This is a genomic window from Cyanobium sp. Copco_Reservoir_LC18 (assembly GCF_009834675.1).
In the GTDB taxonomy this organism is placed as follows: domain Bacteria; phylum Cyanobacteriota; class Cyanobacteriia; order PCC-6307; family Cyanobiaceae; genus Cyanobium; species Cyanobium minutissimum.
The window spans coordinates 129892-148135 of record NZ_ASAC01000004.1 but is presented as its reverse complement, the minus strand read 5'-3'; the positions used below and the strand labels follow the sequence as shown (position 1 = coordinate 148135).

Annotated in this window: 24 protein-coding genes; 17 read left to right on the top strand and 7 right to left on the bottom strand. The window is 65.8% G+C overall.

Annotated features, from left to right (window positions below):
* Positions 1-193: 193 nt before the first annotated feature.
* The 12 genes from L107_RS01980 to L107_RS01925 all read left to right on the top strand — a co-directional run bounded on the left by L107_RS01980 (position 194) and on the right by L107_RS01925 (position 7224).
* Positions 194-529: a rhodanese-like domain-containing protein gene (locus tag L107_RS01980; protein ID WP_201295777.1), complete on the top strand. Its 336-nt coding sequence runs from the start codon at positions 194-196 to the stop codon at positions 527-529.
* A gap of 240 nt (positions 530-769) precedes the next feature.
* Entirely contained in the window at positions 770-1240 is a 471-nt protein-coding gene (locus L107_RS01975; protein WP_159816209.1) for a shikimate kinase, read from the top strand.
* A 37-nt stretch (positions 1241-1277) separates the two neighbouring features.
* Positions 1278-1547 (top strand): TfoX/Sxy family DNA transformation protein, encoded by a 270-nt coding sequence (locus L107_RS16990; RefSeq protein WP_159816208.1) that lies wholly within the window; start codon positions 1278-1280, stop codon positions 1545-1547.
* A 576-nt stretch (positions 1548-2123) separates the two neighbouring features.
* Positions 2124-2996, top strand: a complete 873-nt coding sequence (locus L107_RS01965) for a hypothetical protein (protein WP_236550446.1) — start codon at positions 2124-2126, stop codon at positions 2994-2996.
* 253 nt (positions 2997-3249) lie between these two features.
* Entirely contained in the window at positions 3250-3423 is a 174-nt protein-coding gene (locus L107_RS01960) for a hypothetical protein (protein WP_159816206.1), read from the top strand.
* Positions 3424-3520: 97 nt separating this feature from the next.
* On the top strand, positions 3521-3895 hold the full coding sequence (locus L107_RS01955; RefSeq protein ID WP_159816205.1) for a VOC family protein: 375 nt from the start codon (positions 3521-3523) through the stop codon (positions 3893-3895).
* Between the two features lie 30 nt (positions 3896-3925).
* Complete coding sequence (locus L107_RS01950) at positions 3926-4732, top strand: SDR family oxidoreductase (protein WP_159816204.1); 807 nt, start codon at positions 3926-3928, stop codon at positions 4730-4732.
* Positions 4733-4745: 13 nt separating this feature from the next.
* Positions 4746-5621 carry a bile acid:sodium symporter family protein gene (locus L107_RS01945; protein WP_159816203.1) on the top strand — a complete coding sequence of 292 codons (876 nt, stop codon included), beginning with the start codon at positions 4746-4748 and terminating at the stop codon, positions 5619-5621.
* On the top strand, positions 5618-6106 hold the full coding sequence (locus tag L107_RS01940) for a DUF1801 domain-containing protein (RefSeq protein ID WP_201295776.1): 489 nt from the start codon (positions 5618-5620) through the stop codon (positions 6104-6106). Before L107_RS01945 ends, L107_RS01940 begins: the two co-directional genes overlap by 4 nt.
* Positions 6107-6119: 13 nt before the next feature.
* The gene (locus L107_RS01935; RefSeq protein WP_236550457.1) at positions 6120-6392 is read left to right on the top strand and encodes an antibiotic biosynthesis monooxygenase; all 273 of its coding nucleotides are present in this window, start codon (positions 6120-6122) and stop codon (positions 6390-6392) included.
* Between the two features lie 110 nt (positions 6393-6502).
* Complete coding sequence (locus L107_RS01930; RefSeq protein WP_236550445.1) at positions 6503-6754, top strand: DUF3721 domain-containing protein; 252 nt, start codon at positions 6503-6505, stop codon at positions 6752-6754.
* Complete coding sequence (locus L107_RS01925; protein ID WP_159816200.1) at positions 6754-7224, top strand: hypothetical protein; 471 nt, start codon at positions 6754-6756, stop codon at positions 7222-7224. The genes L107_RS01930 and L107_RS01925 overlap by 1 nt, the downstream gene beginning before the upstream one ends.
* A gap of 30 nt (positions 7225-7254) precedes the next feature.
* Here L107_RS01925 and L107_RS01920 read toward each other — a convergent pair whose 3' ends face one another.
* From L107_RS01920 to L107_RS01905, 4 genes are read right to left on the bottom strand one after another with little or no spacing between them, the layout of a single operon-like run.
* Positions 7255-7884: a hypothetical protein gene (locus tag L107_RS01920; protein WP_159816199.1), complete on the bottom strand. Its 630-nt coding sequence runs from the start codon at positions 7882-7884 to the stop codon at positions 7255-7257.
* On the bottom strand, positions 7881-8474 hold the full coding sequence (locus L107_RS01915; protein WP_159816198.1) for a HupE/UreJ family protein: 594 nt from the start codon (positions 8472-8474) through the stop codon (positions 7881-7883). The genes L107_RS01920 and L107_RS01915 overlap by 4 nt, the downstream gene beginning before the upstream one ends.
* 50 nt (positions 8475-8524) lie before the next feature.
* Positions 8525-9607 carry a fatty acid desaturase gene (locus tag L107_RS01910; RefSeq protein WP_159816197.1) on the bottom strand — a complete coding sequence of 361 codons (1083 nt, stop codon included), beginning with the start codon at positions 9605-9607 and terminating at the stop codon, positions 8525-8527.
* Positions 9604-10035, bottom strand: coding sequence for a hypothetical protein (locus L107_RS01905; RefSeq protein ID WP_159816196.1), 432 nt, complete (start codon positions 10033-10035; stop codon positions 9604-9606). Before L107_RS01905 ends, L107_RS01910 begins: the two co-directional genes overlap by 4 nt.
* 155 nt (positions 10036-10190) lie before the next feature.
* Here L107_RS01905 and L107_RS01900 point away from each other — a divergent pair, with 155 nt between their 5' ends.
* The gene (locus tag L107_RS01900; RefSeq protein WP_159816195.1) at positions 10191-11117 is read left to right on the top strand and encodes a LysR family transcriptional regulator; all 927 of its coding nucleotides are present in this window, start codon (positions 10191-10193) and stop codon (positions 11115-11117) included.
* A 181-nt stretch (positions 11118-11298) separates the two neighbouring features.
* Here the strand turns inward: L107_RS01900 and L107_RS01895 are convergent, their stop codons facing one another.
* Genes L107_RS01895 through nikR form a run of 3 tightly spaced genes read right to left on the bottom strand, consistent with a single transcriptional unit; the run spans position 11299 to position 13339 of the window.
* Positions 11299-12099: an energy-coupling factor ABC transporter ATP-binding protein gene (locus L107_RS01895; protein WP_159816194.1), complete on the bottom strand. Its 801-nt coding sequence runs from the start codon at positions 12097-12099 to the stop codon at positions 11299-11301.
* Positions 12096-12908 carry a cobalt ECF transporter T component CbiQ gene (cbiQ, locus tag L107_RS01890; RefSeq protein ID WP_159816193.1) on the bottom strand — a complete coding sequence of 271 codons (813 nt, stop codon included), beginning with the start codon at positions 12906-12908 and terminating at the stop codon, positions 12096-12098. The genes L107_RS01895 and cbiQ overlap by 4 nt, the downstream gene beginning before the upstream one ends.
* Complete coding sequence (gene nikR / locus L107_RS01885; RefSeq protein ID WP_159816192.1) at positions 12899-13339, bottom strand: nickel-responsive transcriptional regulator NikR; 441 nt, start codon at positions 13337-13339, stop codon at positions 12899-12901. The genes cbiQ and nikR overlap by 10 nt, the downstream gene beginning before the upstream one ends.
* Positions 13340-13499: 160 nt before the next feature.
* Between nikR and L107_RS01880 the strand changes: the two genes are divergently transcribed.
* The 4 genes from L107_RS01880 to cydB all read left to right on the top strand — a co-directional run bounded on the left by L107_RS01880 (position 13500) and on the right by cydB (position 18235).
* On the top strand, positions 13500-14522 hold the full coding sequence (locus L107_RS01880) for an energy-coupling factor ABC transporter permease (RefSeq protein WP_236550444.1): 1023 nt from the start codon (positions 13500-13502) through the stop codon (positions 14520-14522).
* 74 nt (positions 14523-14596) lie between these two features.
* Positions 14597-15634 carry a sirohydrochlorin chelatase gene (locus L107_RS01875; protein ID WP_236550456.1) on the top strand — a complete coding sequence of 346 codons (1038 nt, stop codon included), beginning with the start codon at positions 14597-14599 and terminating at the stop codon, positions 15632-15634.
* Between the two features lie 187 nt (positions 15635-15821).
* Entirely contained in the window at positions 15822-17231 is a 1410-nt protein-coding gene (locus L107_RS01870) for a cytochrome ubiquinol oxidase subunit I (protein WP_159816189.1), read from the top strand.
* 2 nt (positions 17232-17233) lie between these two features.
* Positions 17234-18235, top strand: coding sequence for a cytochrome d ubiquinol oxidase subunit II (cydB, locus tag L107_RS01865; protein ID WP_159816188.1), 1002 nt, complete (start codon positions 17234-17236; stop codon positions 18233-18235).
* Positions 18236-18244: the final 9 nt, after the last annotated feature.

Sequence of the window (18244 nt, the reverse complement as noted above, 5' to 3'; positions counted from 1 at the left end):
TCGGGAGGGCCTGACCCCGTGGGGCGAATCGAGGCTTCCGTGGGGTACGCAGGGGCAAGATCTGCAAAATGCCATAGACTGGAATGTCTCCGAAGTTCCCTCGGCTCATGGTTGCGAGATCTACCCGATAGCTGCCTGACGGCTGTACCCAATCCTTCAACTTCAATCATTGACCTTCAGAGTGGAGGCGTCGATGGACGAACAGTTCAAACACGATGCGAACAGGCTGGCCCATGAGATTGATTCATGGGATCTGGATGCACGCTCTCCGGAGGGTTTTGCGGCGGAACACATTCCAGATGCGATCCATATCCCCCGCCGAGACATGGATGCCGCAGCCGCCACAGCCATTGATCAGTCATCGACCGTCGTCATCGATGGCGATGCCATCGGGTGCAATGCACCAACCAAGGGAGCGTTGAACATGACGACGCTTGGTTTCACGGTCAAAGATTTGATGGTGGACTCGACTGGGGGAAACGTGATGTCTCGTGTGGTTGCGAATGAACCTTCTATCTGTCCCTTTTGAGATGATCAAGACATGAATCCGTGGCAAGTCGGTATGTTCATGAGGCGATTCTCCAAATGGAGCATCAACATCCTCGCCGTCTTTATGGTTGGCGGGGGTGTGCACCTCGCCTTTTCGGGAGATGACCCGGATGACAGCCTGATCGGGGCTGCCAACATCATGCTGGGGACGTCTCTCCTGTCCCTTGTCGAAGATTAGCCACTGAGCCACAAGACATTTGGGTCTCCGTTCATTCGTGCCATGAACGTCATCCTTCTCGGCAATGCGGGAGCCGGTAAGAGCACCTTGTCCAGGATGATGATCGCCCAACGATCAGCCGCGTGCCTCTCTCTGGATGCGGTGGCGTTTTGTGGCGGCCCTGAGAGACGGCCCCTGCAGGACAGCATCGATGAGGTCAGACGTTGGATCTCAGGCCAGTCCAGCTGGATCATCGAAGGCTGCTATGCCGACATCATCGAGCCGATCCTGGACTGGTGCGATGAACTGATCTTCCTTAACCCTGGCGTTGAGACCTGTGTGGCCCACTGCCGCTCAAGGCCTTGGGAGCCGCAGAAGTTCAGTTCCCCCCAGGAGCAGGACGAGAATCTGGACAACCTGATCCAATGGGTTCGTTCCGACGAGACGCGCGCGGACGAGTACGGCCTGTCCAGGCATCGAGCCCTGTTCGACTCCTTCCTGTCAGGCCCCCCACCAGGGACTTTGCCTCGATGATGGTCTCCTGACCCTCATCGTTGTTGGACCCAGATCCATGACCACCAACCAGCTTTCCCATCTGCGGAACATCGGAACAACCGTTGCCATGAGGCTCCAGGAGGCTGGGATTACCAGCGAGGCAGAGCTCAGAGAGCTTGGGGCTGCCAAAGCCTATCGATTGATGTCTGCCCAATGCCCAGGCAAACATCTGCCAGTCTGTTACTACCTCTACTCCCTCGAGGGAGCCATGCAAGATCGACATTGGGACGCACTATCAGAGGGGGAGAAAACCGAGATCAGGTTGGCAGCCGGCTTGCCAAAGTGAAGAGCCAAGCCGTTGATTTCGTCGCCCCATGAGCACAACCGCCAATCCTGGTGACTGAGGATGTCTGGTTGCTGGCGCTCTACGGTGACGAGATGAGCACCTTTGATGACTAGGCACAGGCCTCGGCGAACCAAGTTCTGCACTTTCTCAACACCTCGGATGAAGTCCGCCTGGAAAGGATTGCGAGGCGCAATCGCGAGCGACCGCCGGGGTCCCATCACTTGAGCGAAGACGACTTCTGGTCTATCTCGTCGTTCTTTCCGCCGCCGGAGGAGGCTGAGGGATTCAACGTCAGGATGCCTATCATGGAAATGACCATGGAAAAGCCTTGACACCGCTACCATGCTTTGGGCCAATGACTGTCAAGCGCACTATCGAGCTGATCCCTTATGCCCTTCGTGGAGGACTTTTGGAATGACACGCCTCGTTGGCTACCCCTGACGGCGCTTAATCATGTGGTTCGAAAATCTGACCGGCTTTTCGGAGCGCTCCCCAGGGCAAGTTCGTGAGACGATCAGGCTTGAAGGTGGCACTCTGCATTCCCTTGCGAATGGGAGGGTTCTGATCTGTGGCCGATTGGAAACACCATCGTTGGCTGAATTGCGAGAGCGCGTTCATTCCAGTGGCTATTCATCGGGCAAGCTGACGGTGCGTGAAGTGGTTGCCAACGTCCAGGATCTGCACGCCGATGCGTCGAACGCGAATGCCCTCTTCCAGGTGGCGTCGCAGTTCAACCTGCTGGAAATGGTGTCTCCGGATGTGACCCCAGAACAGGGAGTGGGAATCTATGAGCATGACCATACCCAGGGACCGGCGTGTGCCATCGCAGCTGGTGCAGGAACGATCTATCGCAACTACTTTGCAGACGTCAACGGGCAAGCTGGCCAATCACCGCGCCACCAGATCGACTGCCTTGCAGATCTGGGCATCGCCCTGGGGAATACAGAGGGCCGCCTCTGGGAGATGAGAAATGGCTATCCCCTGGCTTCGCGTGCTGGCCTGGTTGAGATCTCAGAACGTCTGAAGTCCTCCGGCGATGCCGAACTGGACGGCTGGCGACGGTTGCTGCGGATCGGAATTCAGTGGAGGACCCAGGTGACACTGAAGAATTGCAGCCACCTTGTTTCCCAGGCCTACGGTTCCGCCTTGCCCGTTGCCTATTCCCGGCATGCGTCGAACCTTTGGGGCCCATTCGCACGGCTGATTCTGGAAGCCTCCTATGAAGCAACGATCTGCACGGCCATCCTGAATGCGAATCAGTATGGAAGCAACAGGCTGTTCCTCACGCTTCTCGGCGGCGGCGCGTTTGGCAACGACACCGACTGGATTCTGGACGCCCTCCAGCGAACCCTGAACCTCTATCGGCACGTTGATCTTGATGTGGCCATCGTCAGTTATGGCGCTTCCAATCCGCAGGTCAGGCGGCTGGCCAGCGCGTACGGGTCATGAATTCCCCCATCCAGCTGCTTTCTGCCCGCAGGTGGTGATGGCCATCAAGCGCACGCAGCTGGGGTTTCCCATCATTGGCCGATCCGGTGGACCAGCCAGGCTGGAGCGGCTTGATGGAACGCTGGAGCAACCAGGCCCTTCTGGAGCCTGCTTACAATCCGCTTCAACAAGCCTTGGGGACAGGATGCCGCCTGAGACGCCCGTCAGAACGACTCATTCCAGTCTCGCTCTGCGTTCTGCTGGGGGAGCCGCCATGGGCGCCTTGATCGTTTCGGCCCCATTCGCCGCTGGCCACCCCTTTCCGCCCAGCACCATTGAGCTCGGCGTGGCCACGCTGATCGTGATCACGTTCGCTCTGATGGGCTGTCTCTGGGGCGGTCGCTTTGTTGACGCCGTTTCCAGGGCGCTTGATTCCACCCCTGTGTGACCCCCCATCAGGTTGAGGCACCAAGGTCTGCGATGCGGCGACCCTGGGCTGATTCCTGACTGTCAGCATCCGCTCCCAGCTGTCGACGGCCACGCCCATGACCTTCTCGCGATTGCTGACCAACCTCTGCTCCGACCGTCTGGGCGAGAGTCGCGATTTCTATGTCTCGCTCCTCGGGTTCAAGGTGAACTACGACAGCGACTGGTACGTCCAGTTGCGCTCCCCCACCCATCCCGGGCTTGAGCTCGGGCTCATCGCCCGATCCAGTGAGCTGGTTCCGCCTGCCTTTCAGCAGGCGCCTGCCGGCATGTACCTCACCTTCGTGGTTCCTGACGTCGATGCTGTGTACGCCAAGGCCCTGTCCCTGGAGCTTTCGATCCTGCAGGAGCCCAGGAACGAGTTCTACGGCCAGCGCCGCTTCCTGACCGTCGATCCGAACGGCTGCCTCATCGACATCTGCAGCCCCTGCTGAGCGCCTCAGCAACCCCTCCCCGAAGCCGCGATGCCCTCCGCCCCGACCCGACGCCAGCGGCGCTTCCTGGAACGCTACGGACCCTGGGCCGTCGTCACCGGCGCCTCCTCCGGCATCGGCCGCGCCCTGGCCGTCGCCCTGGCGGAGGCCGGGCTGAACCTGGTGCTCGTGGCCCGCGACCGCTCCCGCCTCGAGACCCTCGCCGCCAGCCTCAGGGCCAGCCACGGCGTGCAGGTGCAGATCATTGCCGTCGACCTGGCCCGGGAGGACCATCTCGAGACGATCCGCCGGGTCACCGACCCCCTGGATGTGGGATTGCTGGTGGCCTCCGCCGGCTTCGGCAGCGCCGGCCCCTTTCTGGACGCGGACATCGCCAGCGAAACCGGGATGCTGATGGTCAACGGCCGGGCGGTGCTGCAGGCCTGCCACCACTTCGGCCGCCGCCTGCGGGAGCGGGGCCGGGGCGGCCTGGTGCTGCTCAGCTCGATCGCCGCCTTCCAGGGGATGCCCTACGCGGCCCATTACGCGGCCACCAAGGCCTACGTGCAGAGCCTGGCCGAGGCCCTGCAGGTGGAACTCCGGGGCGATGGCGTCGCCGTGCTGGCCGCGGCCCCCGGGCCCACCCACAGCGGCTTCGCCGCCAGGGCCGGCATGGCGCTGGGGATGGCCCTGGAGCCCGAGGCGATCGCCCGGCCGATCCTCGCGGCCCTCGGGCGCCAGGCCACGGTGCTGCCGGGCGCGCTCTCGAAGCTGCTGAGCTGGTCGCTCGTGCCCCTGCCGCGCTGGGCGCGGGTGAGCATCATGGGCACAGTGATGCAGGGCATGGCCATCCACTGATTCAGAGCCCCTGATGCAGAGCAGTGTCTTCACCGCCGTCCTGCTGCCGGTGGCCCTGGCCATCGTCATGCTGGGCATGGGCCTGAGCCTGGTGCCCGAGGACTTCCGGCGCATCACGCGCTACCCCCGGGCGGTCGCGGTGGGCACGGTCTGCCAGTGCCTGGTGCTGCCGCTGCTGGGGGCCCTGATCGCCCTGGTGGTGCCCATGGAGCCGGTGATGGCGGTGGGGCTGGTGGTCGTGGCGGTCTGCCCGGGAGGGCCGTCGTCGAACCTGATGACCTACCTGGCCCGGGGGGATGTGGCCCTGTCGGTGACGCTGACGGCCGTGAGCAGCATCGTCACGGTGGTCACGATTCCGCTGTTCACCAACCTGGCCCTCCAGTATTTCCTGGGGGAGGGGGCCGCGATCGCCCTGCCGATCGGCACCACCATGCTGCAGATCGTGCTGATCACCCTGCTGCCGACGGCCGTCGGCATGGCCATCCGTCATCACTTCCCCGGACCGGCCCGGCGCCTGGAGAAGCAGATGGGCCGCCTGGCCGGGGGCCTGCTGGCGCTGATCATCCTGCTGCTGTTCATCCGCGAGGCCCCCAAGTTGCCGGGCTTTCTGGCCCAGATGGGACTGGCCATCGCCCTGCTCAACGTGCTGGCCATGCTGGCGGGCTTTCTGGCCGGCAGGCTGTTCCGCCTGCCCGTGGCCCAGCAGGTGTGCCTCGCGATCGAAGTGGGGATTCAGAACGGAACTCTGGCGATCGCCATCACCGCCGGGCTGCTCAACAACCCCGACATGGCGGTGCCGGCGGCGGTCTATAGCCTGCTGATGTACGTGTTCGGCTTCGGCGCGGTCCTCTGCGGCCGGCGTCTGATCCCTGCGGTCCGGGGGGCGTGAACTCCGATCGCAAGACCAGTCGTTTCAGCGTGGTCCTTTCTCTCTCTTTCGGCTCCTCCTACCGTGCAGAAGACTTCTCCCTGGCCAGGCAGAGCCTGATGGCAGCCGAATCCGTCAGCGGTCTGCTGGAGAGCGTTCGTCTGGCTTCGGAGCCGTCCCATGCCATCGTCCAGGCCGTGCGTCACTGCGTGCAGGAGCGCTGTCGATCGCTCACGGAGGAGGTGAAGTACGGGGGCCTGGTCTTCGCCTCCGATGGTCTTCCGTTTGGTGGTGTGTTCGTGTATCGGCAGCATGTCTCAGTGGAGTTGAGCTGCGGTGCGTTCATCGCCGACCCCCACGGCCTGCTCGAAGGATCCGGCAAGGGGCGACGCCACCTCAAGCTCAGGAGCCTCGAAGACATCAAGAGCAAGCACCTTGAGACGTATCTGACGCTTGCCGTGCAGGCTGCGCAGGCTCAGGCCAGTCCTGTCGATCCCCTGGAGTGAACCCTTGGACCATGTGCTGATCATCCACGCCGTGCGGGACTACGAGGCCTGGAAGACGGTGTTCGACGCGGCGGCCACCCTGCGCCGTGACGCCGGCGAGCGGTCCTTTCAGGTGCTCCGTGAGGGGAGCGACCCCAACAAGGTGGTGCACCTCTCCCGCTGGGAATCGATCGCCAAGGCGAAGGCGTTCTTTGAGTCCCCTGAGCTGGTGGAGATTCGCCGCCAGGCCGGTGTCGAATCCCCGGAGTTCCTCTATCTCCACGAGCTGGAGGCGGGCACGCTCTGAGAATGGGCGCTAGCTCACCCGGGCCGGGGCGGGCTCCAACCGTTCCCAGGGATGACAGCACCTGGGGCGCCCCTGGCAGAATGATTGTCGTTTCATCCAGGGCCGCTGTGTTGCGCTGCCGACCGCCCCTCGCCCCCCTGGCCGCCGCCACCGGCCTCCTGGCCGCCCTCGGCGGCGCTCCTGCCCTGGCTCAGCACACGGGTCAGGGGCCGCAGAAAGCCATGTTCGCCACCAAAGCGGAAGCGGAAGCCGCCGCCAAGAACTTCAACTGCAAGGGGGCCCATCAGATGGGCAGCATGTGGATGCCCTGCGCCAGCCATGGCGAAACCAAAGGCGGCTCGGCCGGCTCCGGCTCCCATTGATGGCCGAACCCCTCGCGCCTGAGACGCCTCCCTCCGGTGAATCCTCGGGCTGCGGTGGCCGGCCGAAGATCGTGGCCATCGGCATCGCCCCCCTGGGCATCATCTCCATCGGCATCGTCCCCATGGGGGTGATCAGCATCGGCGTTGTGCCGATGGGGGTCCTGAGCCTCGGCGCCGTGGCCATGGGGGTGATCAACGCCTCCGTCGTCGGCATGGGCATCCTCATCGCCGGGGTGAACGTTATGGGCGTCTGGTGGGTGGGGATGGAGGGGATGGGCCCCTACCGCCTCGGCAGCCCAAGCGGCCACGTGCACCATCACCACAACCACAGCTCAGGCCAGGGCCAGCCCAACCTCTACGCCTACCCCACCCGCGAGGAGGCTCTCAGGAAGGCGAAGGAGCTCGGCTGCGAAGGGGCCCACGCCATGGGATCGTTCTGGATGCCCTGCGAGGAGCATCCAGAACCCTGATGGTCCATCCAAACTCCTCTCCGGCCCGCCTCAGGACGGGCCCTTCAGGAGCCAGCCCAGGCTGAGAAGCCCGGAGGCGGCGATCCAGCTGCCCACCACCCTCAGACCGACCCGCATCCAGCCCGGATGCGGGGGTCGCAGCGCCAGGGTAAGCGTCGTTGTGATCAGGGCGACGGCGATGGCACCCCCCGCCAGCGCCGGCGGTGCTCCGCTGTGAAGCGCCAGGGCGGAGCCATGGGCCAGGCCGCAGACCAGCCCCCCCACCCCTGCCAGGGCGGTGGTCAGCCGCTGACCCAGCGGCACCGCCAGGGCGACCAGCAGGCCCACCAGGGTGAAGGCAACCGTGGACGACCATGACGTCGCCAGCTTCGCCGGCAGCCCCAGGCCCACGGCTCCCCCCATCAGCCAGGCTGTCGGCAGCACCAGGCGCAGCCGCGATCCTGGCTCCGCTCCGTTCTGAACCGCCAGGGCGCACAGACCGCACACCAGCAGCAGATCGGCCGGGGAGAACACCAGCTGGGCGGCACCCTTCAGCACAGCTCCCAGTCCGGCCGGCAGCGCATGGGCGAGGGCCGGTGGCACGGCCACCAGGCTGGCCATCGCGGCCACGGCGGCCAGCGCCGTCCAGCCACGCCGGCTGAGCCGGCCCAAGCGGTTCATGCCAGGGCCCGCTCCAGGAAGAACAGCCCCACCAAGGCCACCAGGGCGCCGGCCGCCTGCACGAAGCGGCGGCCCCCAGGCCAGCGGCGGGTCTCCCCCAGCAGGATGCCCAACAGGTGCAGGAGCCCGGTGGCGATCACGAAGGCCAGGCTGTAGGCGAGGGCATCGCTGCCGGCGGGGAGCTCGCTGCCGTGGGCATGGCCATGGAACACCGCGAAGGCCGCCACGATCAGCGCCGCCAGCCCGAGCGGAGCCTTCACCTCGAACAGCACCATCAGACCCAGCACCAACCCCGACACGGCGATAGCGATCTCCACCCCGGGGATCGGGATCCCCAGCAGGCCCAGCAGCCCGCCGAACGCCATCACCAGCGGGAAGGCCACCGGCAGCACCCAGAGGGCCGGTGGCCCCAGCACCGCGCCCCAGAGGCCGACGGCCACCATCGCCACCACATGGTCGGGGCCGCTGATCGGATGGAGAAACCCGGCCACGAACCCACCGCCATCGCCGTGCTCGGCATGGGCGCGAGCCGCCGCGGGAACCAGGGCCAGCAGCAGGCCGAGGGGCAGGGGGGCGAGAAACCGTTTCATGGGGCAATCACGCCAGCCAGGCCCAGCCGATGCTGGGACGAGGGCCTCCGTCACCGGGCTGATTCCTCGATGCCGTAGACGACTGTCACAACCTGGCCTGAGTCCACGCTCGCGATCGTCACCAGTCGGTCCTGGTGGGAATCCCAGAGCAGGTAGCTGGCGCAGGCCAGCATCGTCCCCAGGGTCAGCGTCGGCACGTCGGCCAGCAGGTGCTGGTGGTGGTCGTGGCAGGCCCGCAGCTGGTAGTTGGGGATGCGTTCACAGAGGTGATGAATGTTGTGGAAGCCGATGTCGGCGGTGAACCAGGCCAGAACCGGTGGCAGGCGCAGCAGGCTCGTGCCACGGAGGGCTCCCTCGAGGTGGCTCCATCCCTCGCTGCGATGGGCATAGCTGTCTTCGAAGATGTGCTGGACGAAGAACAGGTCGATGAAGATCGCTGCCGACAGCGTGAGAACGGCGGCATAGATCCCCAGGAACAGCCCGAACCCCTGCCACCAGCCCAGCAGCACCACGCCGCCCACCCACACCAGATTGCACAGCAGCAGGTCGTGGAATTCGGCCGGTGAGGCCCAAGGCCGGGGGGCCCGGCTGCCGGTGAGGCTGGCGATCAGCCCCGAGACGAGATCCAGGCGTGGCTTGATGGCCAGGTAGAAAAAGCCCCCTGGGAAGGCCATCAGCGGATGGCGCAGCGTGGCGTAAAGGCGGCGCTGAAGCGGGTCCAGTCGCCGGTACTCCTCGACGCTCAGCATGTCGATGACGCTGCGGTAGCGGTCCCAGTCGCCATTGGTGCGGTGGTGATCGGCATGGTCCCGTGACCAGGCCAGCTGCGGCACCCCGTTGACCAGTCCGAGCACAAACCCGAAGCCGCGGTTCAGCCAGCGTTGGCGGAACAGGGAACGGTGGCCGCAGTCGTGCATCAGGGAGAAGCAGCGCACCGAGAACAGGCTCAGCAGCAGGATCAACGGCGGCAGCAGCCACAGCGACACCGCCGCCACCCGCAGGGTCAGCCACCAGAGCAGCAGGTAGGGCACCAAGGTGTTGAGCATCTGCCATGTCGCCCGGTCGTTGCGGCTGGCCCTGTAGGGGCCGAGCACGAAGTCGGCCCTGGAGATGGAGCGTGGCGTCGCGCTCATCGGCCCACCCCGCAGAACTCGCTCCGTCGCCGCTGCAGCTGCCGGTGACACTCCGCCGGGGTGATCCGCATGCGCCGCAACTGCACGATGGTGGGCTCCGCTGAGGCCAGCATCAGCGCCACCAGCTCCGTGCCCGCCTCGTAGGTGACAAGGGCGTGTTGCAGCAGGCCGTGGTCGACGGTGTCCAGTCCCAGGGCCACCAGCTGGGCGGTCACCTCGCCCCTGGGCCAGTACGCCAGGCGATGGGGCACTGGCTCGGACGCCCAGTGGATGGGGCGCCCCTGGGGCAGCTCGACCCCACAGACGACCAGGCCGCGTCCCGAGCGGTGCAGACCCTGCCAGGCCATGGCCCCCACTTGGACAAAATGCTGGTGCAGGAAGGGCTGCACCCAGGCGGTGCCGTCCCCGCCGGCGATCCCGGGCGGCATGGAGGTCGAGGGCTGGCTTGGCATGGCCATGCGGGTGATCGCGATGGTGGCCAGCCTCCCCCTGCCGCCTGTGGGGAGGCCAGCACCATGCCGGAGGGCCATGCCACCGACGATGATGAGTGCGGCTCATGGTTCCTGCCTCCGCGGGCCCGTCCATGCTCGAACTCCATCACCTGCGCGCTCTGGAGGCCATCGCCCGCCATTCCTCCCTCACCGCGGCGGCCCGCAGCCTGCACTGCACCCAGTCGGGCCTCTCCCATCTGCTGCGGGATCTGGAGCGACAGCTGAAGATCCGGCTGGTCGACCGAGATCGCCGGCCCGCGGTGCTCACGGCGGCGGGTCGCCGCCTGCTGCGCTGCGCCCAGGTGGTGCTGCCGGAAATCGAGGCCGCCGAGGACGATCTGCAGCGCATGGTGATCGGTGCCGCCGGGCGCCTGTTCATCACGCTGGAGTGCCACTCCTGCATCGACTGGCTGCTGCCGGCGATGCTCACCTTCCGCGACGGCCATGGCGAGGTGGAGGTGGATGTGCGCCTCGGCGCCCAGTTCGATCCCCTGCCGGGCCTGCTGGAGGGCTCCGTGGATCTGGTGATCACGGGAGAGCGCAGCAGCGGCCGGGGTGTGCTGGCCGATCCCCTGTTCCGCCACCAGATCGTGGCGGTGCTGCCCCGACACCACCCTCTTGCTGGTAAGGCGTTCCTCAGCCCGGAGGATTTCGCCTCCGAAACGATCATCACCTACCCGGTGTCCGAATGCCGGCTGGACCTCTACAGCCGCTTCCTGGAACCCGCCGGCGTGATCCCCAGGCGGCGGCGCACGGCGGAGATGACCGCCATGATCGTCCAGTGGGTGGCCTTGGGCCTCGGGGTGGCGGCCCTGCCCGAGTGGGCCGTGCCGGCGTCGGCGGCGGTGGCGCGGGTGCCGCTCGGGGAGGCGGGGCTCTGGGGTGAACTCCATGCGCTGCGCCGACGATCCGATCGGGGACTGGCCCATCTCGACGCCTTCGTGGCCCTGGCCAGGGATCAGGCCTTCGGTCGGTTCAGCGACATCACGCCGATCGAGCTGCAGCCTCCGACGACCTGACGGCCGGCACCACCGCCGCCATGTCCTCGCGCTGCAGGGTCTTCCTTGGCCTGTCCGTTGAGGGCCCATTCTTCAACCGCCACGGCTGTCCAGCAACGTTCAGACCAGCCGAGGCGGTGGATTTGTTCTGCATGATTTTGTCTGCCCTTTTTGCTGCTTCGCACGTGAATGGCCGCAGGGGTCATCCGGCGCAGCCGTGCCTGCGGGCCTGCAGGCTCAGGGGGGCTTCCAGACCGCTGCGCTCCAGCAGGGCTGTGTCTTCAAGGATCCGGTCGCTGGGCCCGTCGGCCACGACGCGGCCGGCGCTCAGCACCACGGTCCGTGAACAAAGGTCCAGCGCCAGATCGAGGTCGTGGGTGGCCACCACCCGGGTGTGGGAGAGCCCCTGCAGCAGCTGGATCAGCCGGCGTCGCGCCCGGGGATCGAGAGCCGCGCTCGGCTCATCCAGCAGCAGGATGGACGGCTCCATCGCCAGGACGGTGGCGATGGCCACCGCCCGTTTCTCGCCACCGGAAAGCCGGTGGGGGGAGCGGTCCCGCAGGGCCAGGGCGCCCACCTGCTCCAGCGCCAGGCTCACCCGTTGCCGCACCACGTCGGCCGGCAGGCCCAGGTTCTGGGGGCCGAAGGCCACATCCTCGGCGGCGGTCGGCATGAACAGCTGGTCATCGGCCTCCTGGAAGACCATGCCCAGCGAGCGGCGGATCTCCGCCCGGCTGCCGGGGCCGAGGCTGAGGCCGTTGATGCGGATCGCGCCGGCCACCGGCTCGAGCAGGCCGGTCAGCAGCTCCAGCAGGGTCGACTTGCCGGCCCCGTTCGCCCCCACCACTGCCACCGATTCCCCGGGGGCGATGCGGAGCGAAACCCCGTCCAGGGCCGGGGTGCCGTCGGCATAGGCGTAGACCAGCCCGACCACCTCGATGGCGGGGACGAAGGCGGTCCCGGTGGCGGGTGGGCCCAGGGAACCGTTCCCGGCTGCGCTCATGGCTGCGCCCCGATCACGGCGTGCCCCAGCAGCTCCCCCACCGGCACCTGGCGGCAGACCAGAAACGCCGAGCTCCAACCCAGCAGAAACACCAGGTCCCGTCGGGTCAGGGCTCGGGGGGAGGCCGGCCGGATCGTTCCCTCGAAGCCTCGCAGCAGCATGGCGTCATGGATCCGGGTCGCCCGGGCGAGGGTGCGCAGCAGGAGGGCCCCCAGCAGCGTGCCGCTCACCCACAGGCCGGTGCCACGCCGGCCACAGGAGCGGAGATCGCGTGCCCGCTCCATCCGCAGCGCCTCGTCCCCCAGAAGGAAGAGGTAGCGGTAGAGCAGCTGCAGCTGGGTGACGAACACGCCGGGCACCCGCAGCTGCCGCAGGGCCTCGGCGATGGCCGGCATCCCGGTGGTGGCCACCAGCAGCAGGGCCGCCGTGGTGGTGAGCAGGAAGCGCAGCACGATCGAGACGAACGACAGCCACCCGGCCGCGACGCTCAGCCCAGGGGCGATCGGCACCGCCGCCTGATCGAACAGGGGATTGGCGATCCCCACCATCAGCGCGAACGGTGAGGCGATCAGCAGGCGCTGGCCCAGCCAGCGGAGGGGCAGCCGTCCGAGGCTGGCGATCACCACCGGGAAGAACACGAAGGGCACTAGTGGCAGGACGGCGTGCTTCGGGAAGGACGCCACACAGACCAGAAACACAGCGGTGACGAGCACCTTGGCGCGGGCATCGAGGCGGTGGATCACCGTGTCCTGGCGAGCGAAGCCGTCGACGCGCCCGAGGGCCTGCCGCTCGCGGCTGATCAGGCGCATGGAGGAGCATTCGACACCAGGGCGCTGGTGGCCGCCGTGGCGACGAAGCGGCCGTGCTTGACCCCCTTCGTGCTGATCAGCGAGTCCGCCAGGGCCCTGATCTCCCCGGCCCTGCCGCGCAGGACCACCACCTCCAGACAGTCATGGTCGTCGAGGTGAATGTGGAGGGTGGAGACGATCGTTCGGTGGTGGTGGTGCTGGTGGTCGGTGAGCTTGTTGCTCAGTTCGGAGACGTGATGGTCGTACATCAGGGTGACGGTGCCCACCGCCTCGGCGGATTCATTCGCCAGCACCTCCTCCACCAGGGCGTTGCGGATCAGGTCGCGGATCGCTTCCGATCGATTGCCGTAGCCCTTCCGGGCGATCAGGGTGTCGAAGCGTTCCAGCAGGGGCCCCTCGCTGGAAATGGAGAAGCGGACGACGTCAGTCAAGGGACCAGTAACACGAAGGTCGAATCGATTGCACGTTGACGGCGCTCGGGATGCAGGCATAGCCTTTGGCGGACCGTAACACGTTTTGGCAATCCGTAGCACCGACGCCGAGACGTGTCCGCCCCTCTCTTTCGCTCTCTGGCAGGCCCTCCCGATGCACATGGCTGACGCCCTGATCTCCCACACGGTGGGAGGGGCGATGTGGGGGGCTACGGCCCTGGTCACCGTTCAGTGCGCCAGCACGCTTCACCGTCACCCCGACCCGGCCCGGGTGCCCTTGATGGGCGTCCTGGGGGCGTTCGTGTTCGCGGCCCAGATGGTGAATTTCTCCATCCCGGCCACCGGCTCCAGCGGCCATCTCGGCGGCGGGCTGCTGCTGGCGATTCTTCTCGGGCCGGAAGCGGCTTTCCTGGTGATCGCCTCGGTTCTGACGGTGCAGGCCCTGTTCTTCGCCGATGGCGGCCTGCTGGCCCTGGGAGCGAACATCTTCAATCTGGGGGTGTTCCCGGCTTTCGTCGCCTATCCCTTCATCTACCGGCGCATCGTCGGCGAGCGGCTCAGTCCCACCCGGGTGGTGGTCGGATCGATTGCCGGCGCCCTGGTGGGACTCAGCCTCGGCGCCCTGGCGGTGGTGCTGGAGACCAGCTTCTCCGGGATCTCGGATCTGCCCTTCGGCACGTTCCTGGCCCTGATGCTGCCGATCCACCTGGCCATCGCCATCGTCGAGGGGCTGGTGACGGCGGTCGTGGTGCTCTACATCACCCGTCTCCAGCCGGAGATCCTGGCGCGCGCTGCCCGCCGCCAACCCGTGGGCGGGCTGGCGCTGCGCCGGGTGGTCGCCAGCCTGGCCGTGGCCGCCGTGCTTACCGGAGGGGTTCTGGCCTGGTTCGCCTCAGGGCATCCCGATGGTCTGGAGTGGTCCATCAGCGGCGTCACCCGCAAACCCGAGTTCGATGGCACACCCACCGCCCTCAAGGACGAGATCGCCACGGTGCAGGAACAGACCTCCTTCCTTCCCGATTACGACTTCAGAGCCGGGGAGGCCCCAGCTGGCTCCACCGCAGAGTCGGAGCCCGGCTGGGGAACACCCAGCTCAGGGCGAAGCCTGGCGGGTCTCGTGGGGGGTGGGCTGACCCTGCTGATGGCCGGCAGCCTCGGACTGGTGCTCCGGGGGCGTCCATGACCGGAATCCCGCCCTCACCCCTCGGATCCCCCACAGCGGAACCGATCCTCGACCCCACTTCCGGCCTCGGTGTGATGCTCTGCGGCCACGGCAGTCGCAACCGGCTGGCGGTCGAGGAATTCGCCCGGTTGGCCAGCGGCCTGCGCCGGCGCCTGCCCGATCTCCCCGTGGAGCACGGCTATCTGGAATTCGCCACACCCATCCTGCGTGAGGGCCTCGAGCGGCTGCGCCAGCAGGGGGTGAGCCGGGTCCTGGCCGTGCCAGGGATGCTTTTCGCCGCCGGCCATGCGAAGAACGACATTCCCTCGGTGCTGAACACCTACGCGGCGGAGAGCGGGCTGCGGATTGATTACGGCCGGGAGCTGGGCGTCGACCCGAAGATGATGCAGGCGGCCGGTGCCCGTCTGCGGGAGTGCCTGGATCGGGCCCCGGAGGTCCCCCTGGCCGACACCCTGCTGGTGGTGGTGGGACGCGGCTCCTCCGATCCGGATGCCAACTCCAATGTCAGCAAGGTGACAAGGATGCTGGTGGAGGGCTTCGGATTCGGCTGGGGGGAGACCGTCTACTCCGGGGTCACCTTCCCCCTGGTGGAGCCGGGGCTTCGCCACGCGGTGCGCCTGGGCTTCCGCCGTGTGGTGGTGTTCCCCTACTTTCTGTTCTCCGGTGTGCTGGTGAGTCGCATCTACCAGCACACCGACCGGGTCGCCGCCGATCACCCCGATGTGGAGTTCCTCAAGGCGGCCTACCTGAGCGACCATCCCTTGGTCATCGACACCTTTCTTGAGCGGCTGGAGGAGGTGATCAGCGGCGATACGACGATGAACTGCTCCCTCTGCAAGTACCGCGCCCAGGTGCTTGGTTTCGAGAGGGAGGTGGGGGCGCCCCAGCACAGCCACCACCACCATGTCGAAGGACTGGGGGAACCCTGCCAGCTGTGTGAACGGGAGTGCACCGGGGCCTGCCAGCCCAACGGCGTCCCCCTGCCGGCGCCGGGCCACCGCCATGACGGCGGCGATCACCATGACCATCTGCATCTCCACACCCACACGGCCTATCCCCACGCCGATCACCCCCTGGGTCCGCGCACCCTGCGGGGGGCGGGGAGCCCATGATCCGGGATCAACCGTGAGGAAACAGGAATCTGGGCTGAGATGATGGGAATGTCCGCATCATCCGCTAACCCGCCGAAACCCAGATCCACAGAAAGGCATGTAAAATCTTGAGCAAGGAGAGTGTTCATAAGACCAGCTTTCGAATGCTTTCTCTGGATCCTTTCCCTCAGGAGTTCCTGCTGCTGTGATGTCCTCCGGTCTTGATGTCGTGACATTGTCACGGCTGCAGTTTGCTCTGACAGCGATCTTTCACATGCTCTGGCCCGTGCTTTCCACGGGCCTGGCGATCTTCCTGGTGATTCTTGAAGGGTTCTGGCTGCGTACACGGAATCCTTTCTATTACCACCAGGCTCGGTTCTGGGCCAAGCTGTATGTCCTTAACTTCGGAATCGGTGTGGCCTCCGGGCTGCCCATGGAGTTCCAGTTCGGAACCAACTGGGCGCCTCTGTCGGAGTTTGCGGGCGATTTCTTTGGATCGGTGCTTGGTTTCGAAGGGGCCATGGCGTTCATGTTGGAGGCCGGGTTCCTGGGGATCATGTTGTTCGGCTGGCAGAAGGTCCCACCGGTCATCCATTTCCTCTCCACAGTGATGGTGGCTTTCGGGGCCAATCTCTCGGTCTTCTGGATTCTCAGTGCCAACTCCTGGCTGCAGACACCTGCCGGGGGTACGTTCAGTGACGGCCACTTCCACGTTCAGAACTACTTTTCTGCCATCAACAATCCTTTCATGGTGAAGAGTGTCATCCACATGGCACTGGCCACGGTGGAAACCTCGATGCTGGTGGTGGCTGCCATCAGTGCTTGGTCGCTGATGCGGCAGAAAGCCCCGGAGTTTTTCCAGTTCTCCTTCAAGCTGGCCTTGGTGATTCTGCTGGCGGTGGCGCCGCTGCAGATCCTGGCCGGCCACGAAAGCGGTGTGCAGGTGGCGGAGCGCCAGCCCACGAAACTGGCGGCGATCGAGGCCATCTGGGAGGATCAGCCGGCGGGTACCTCACCGGCTTGGTCTGTGGTAGCCGTTCCGGACGAGGCCACGGGCACCAATCGCTGGAAGCTGGCTGTGCCAGGGGCCCTCAGCTGGATCCTGGAGTCGCGACCGCAACTCAGCCAGCCCGTGCGTGGGCTGAACAGCTGGCCCGCTGACCAGCGCCCCCACATGGTGGGGCTGCTGTTCTACGCCTTCCGGGTGATGATCGCCATCGGCATGGCGGCGGCGGGTCTCACGGCACTCAGCCTGTTGCTCTGGTGGCGTGGCGGCCTCAGCACCGAGCGCTTCCGGCGCTGGCCCTGGTTCAGCTGGGCCTGGATCCTTTCCGCTCCGGCCGGCTATCTGGCGATCGAGTCGGGCTGGGTGGTGCGATGCGTGGGCCGCCAACCATGGACCGTCTATGGCCAGTTGCGGACCGCCGATGCCGCATCGGTGCTGCCGCCGGGTGAAGTGCTCACCAGCCTGGTCACCTTTGCGGTGCTCTACACGTTTCTGCTTGGCTTTGCACTGTTCTTCGGCGCCAGGATCATCGCCAAGGGGCCGGATCTGAGCCTGGAGCCCCCCCAGAACGGCGGCGCCGCCCGTCTCCCTGTCCCCTCGCCGAGCGCCTGAGCATGGACTTCCTCGATGTGTTCATGCCCACGGTCTGGTTCGTGATCCTGGCTTTGTTCCTGTTGCTGTACGTGATATTGGATGGTTTCGATCTTGGGGTAGGCATCCTCTCGCTCACCTCCCCTGGAGAAGCTCAGCGCACGATCCTGATGACAAGCCTCGGCAATGTCTGGGATGCCAACGAAACCTGGCTGGTGTTGATGGGAGGAGCTCTGTTCGGTGCCTTCCCGCTGGCGTACGGCACGATTCTCAAGGCGCTTTACGGCCCCATCTTTCTGATGATCCTGGGTCTGATCATGCGGGCGGTTGCGTTTGAGTTCCGTGAGAATGCCGTCAATAAAAGGCCTTGGAACCTGATGTTCGGGATCGGCAGTGTGATGGCTGCGGCCTTCCAGGGCGTCTGCCTCGGGACGGTACTTTCCGGGATCCCCACTGACGCTTCCGGCCATTTCACCGGCACCCCCTGGATCTGGGTCAGCCCCGGCAGTCTGCTGGTGGCTCTCACCCTCATCCAGGGCTATGTCCTGATCGGTTCCACCTATCTGATCCTCAAGACGAGCGGTGAGCTCCAGCGACTGCACATCCGTACCGCCCGCTTGGCGGCAGCCACAACGCTGGGTGGCGCCTTGTTGATCACCTTCACAGCCCCGTTCGTGTCGGAAACGCTGCGCCAGCGGCTGTTCGATCCAGCCTTTCTGCCGTTCTTCGTTGTCTTGCCCCTGCTGGGAGTCGCCCTGATCGTGCAGCTCTTCCGCAGCCTTGCCCTTCAGCAGGACGTATGGCCTTTCGTTTATACCGTTCTCCTGTTCATCCTCAGCTTCGCGGGTCTTGGGGTGATGGTGTTCCCGGCAGTGATTCCTCCCTCGGTCACGATCTTTCAGGCCTCAGCCTCGGTCAGTTCCATGGTGTTCATGTTGACGTTTATCGGTGTTCTGATCCCGATCATGCTCTTCTACAACATCTACAACTACATCGCCTTTCGAGGCAAGGTGACGTCAGAATGACGCAATAAA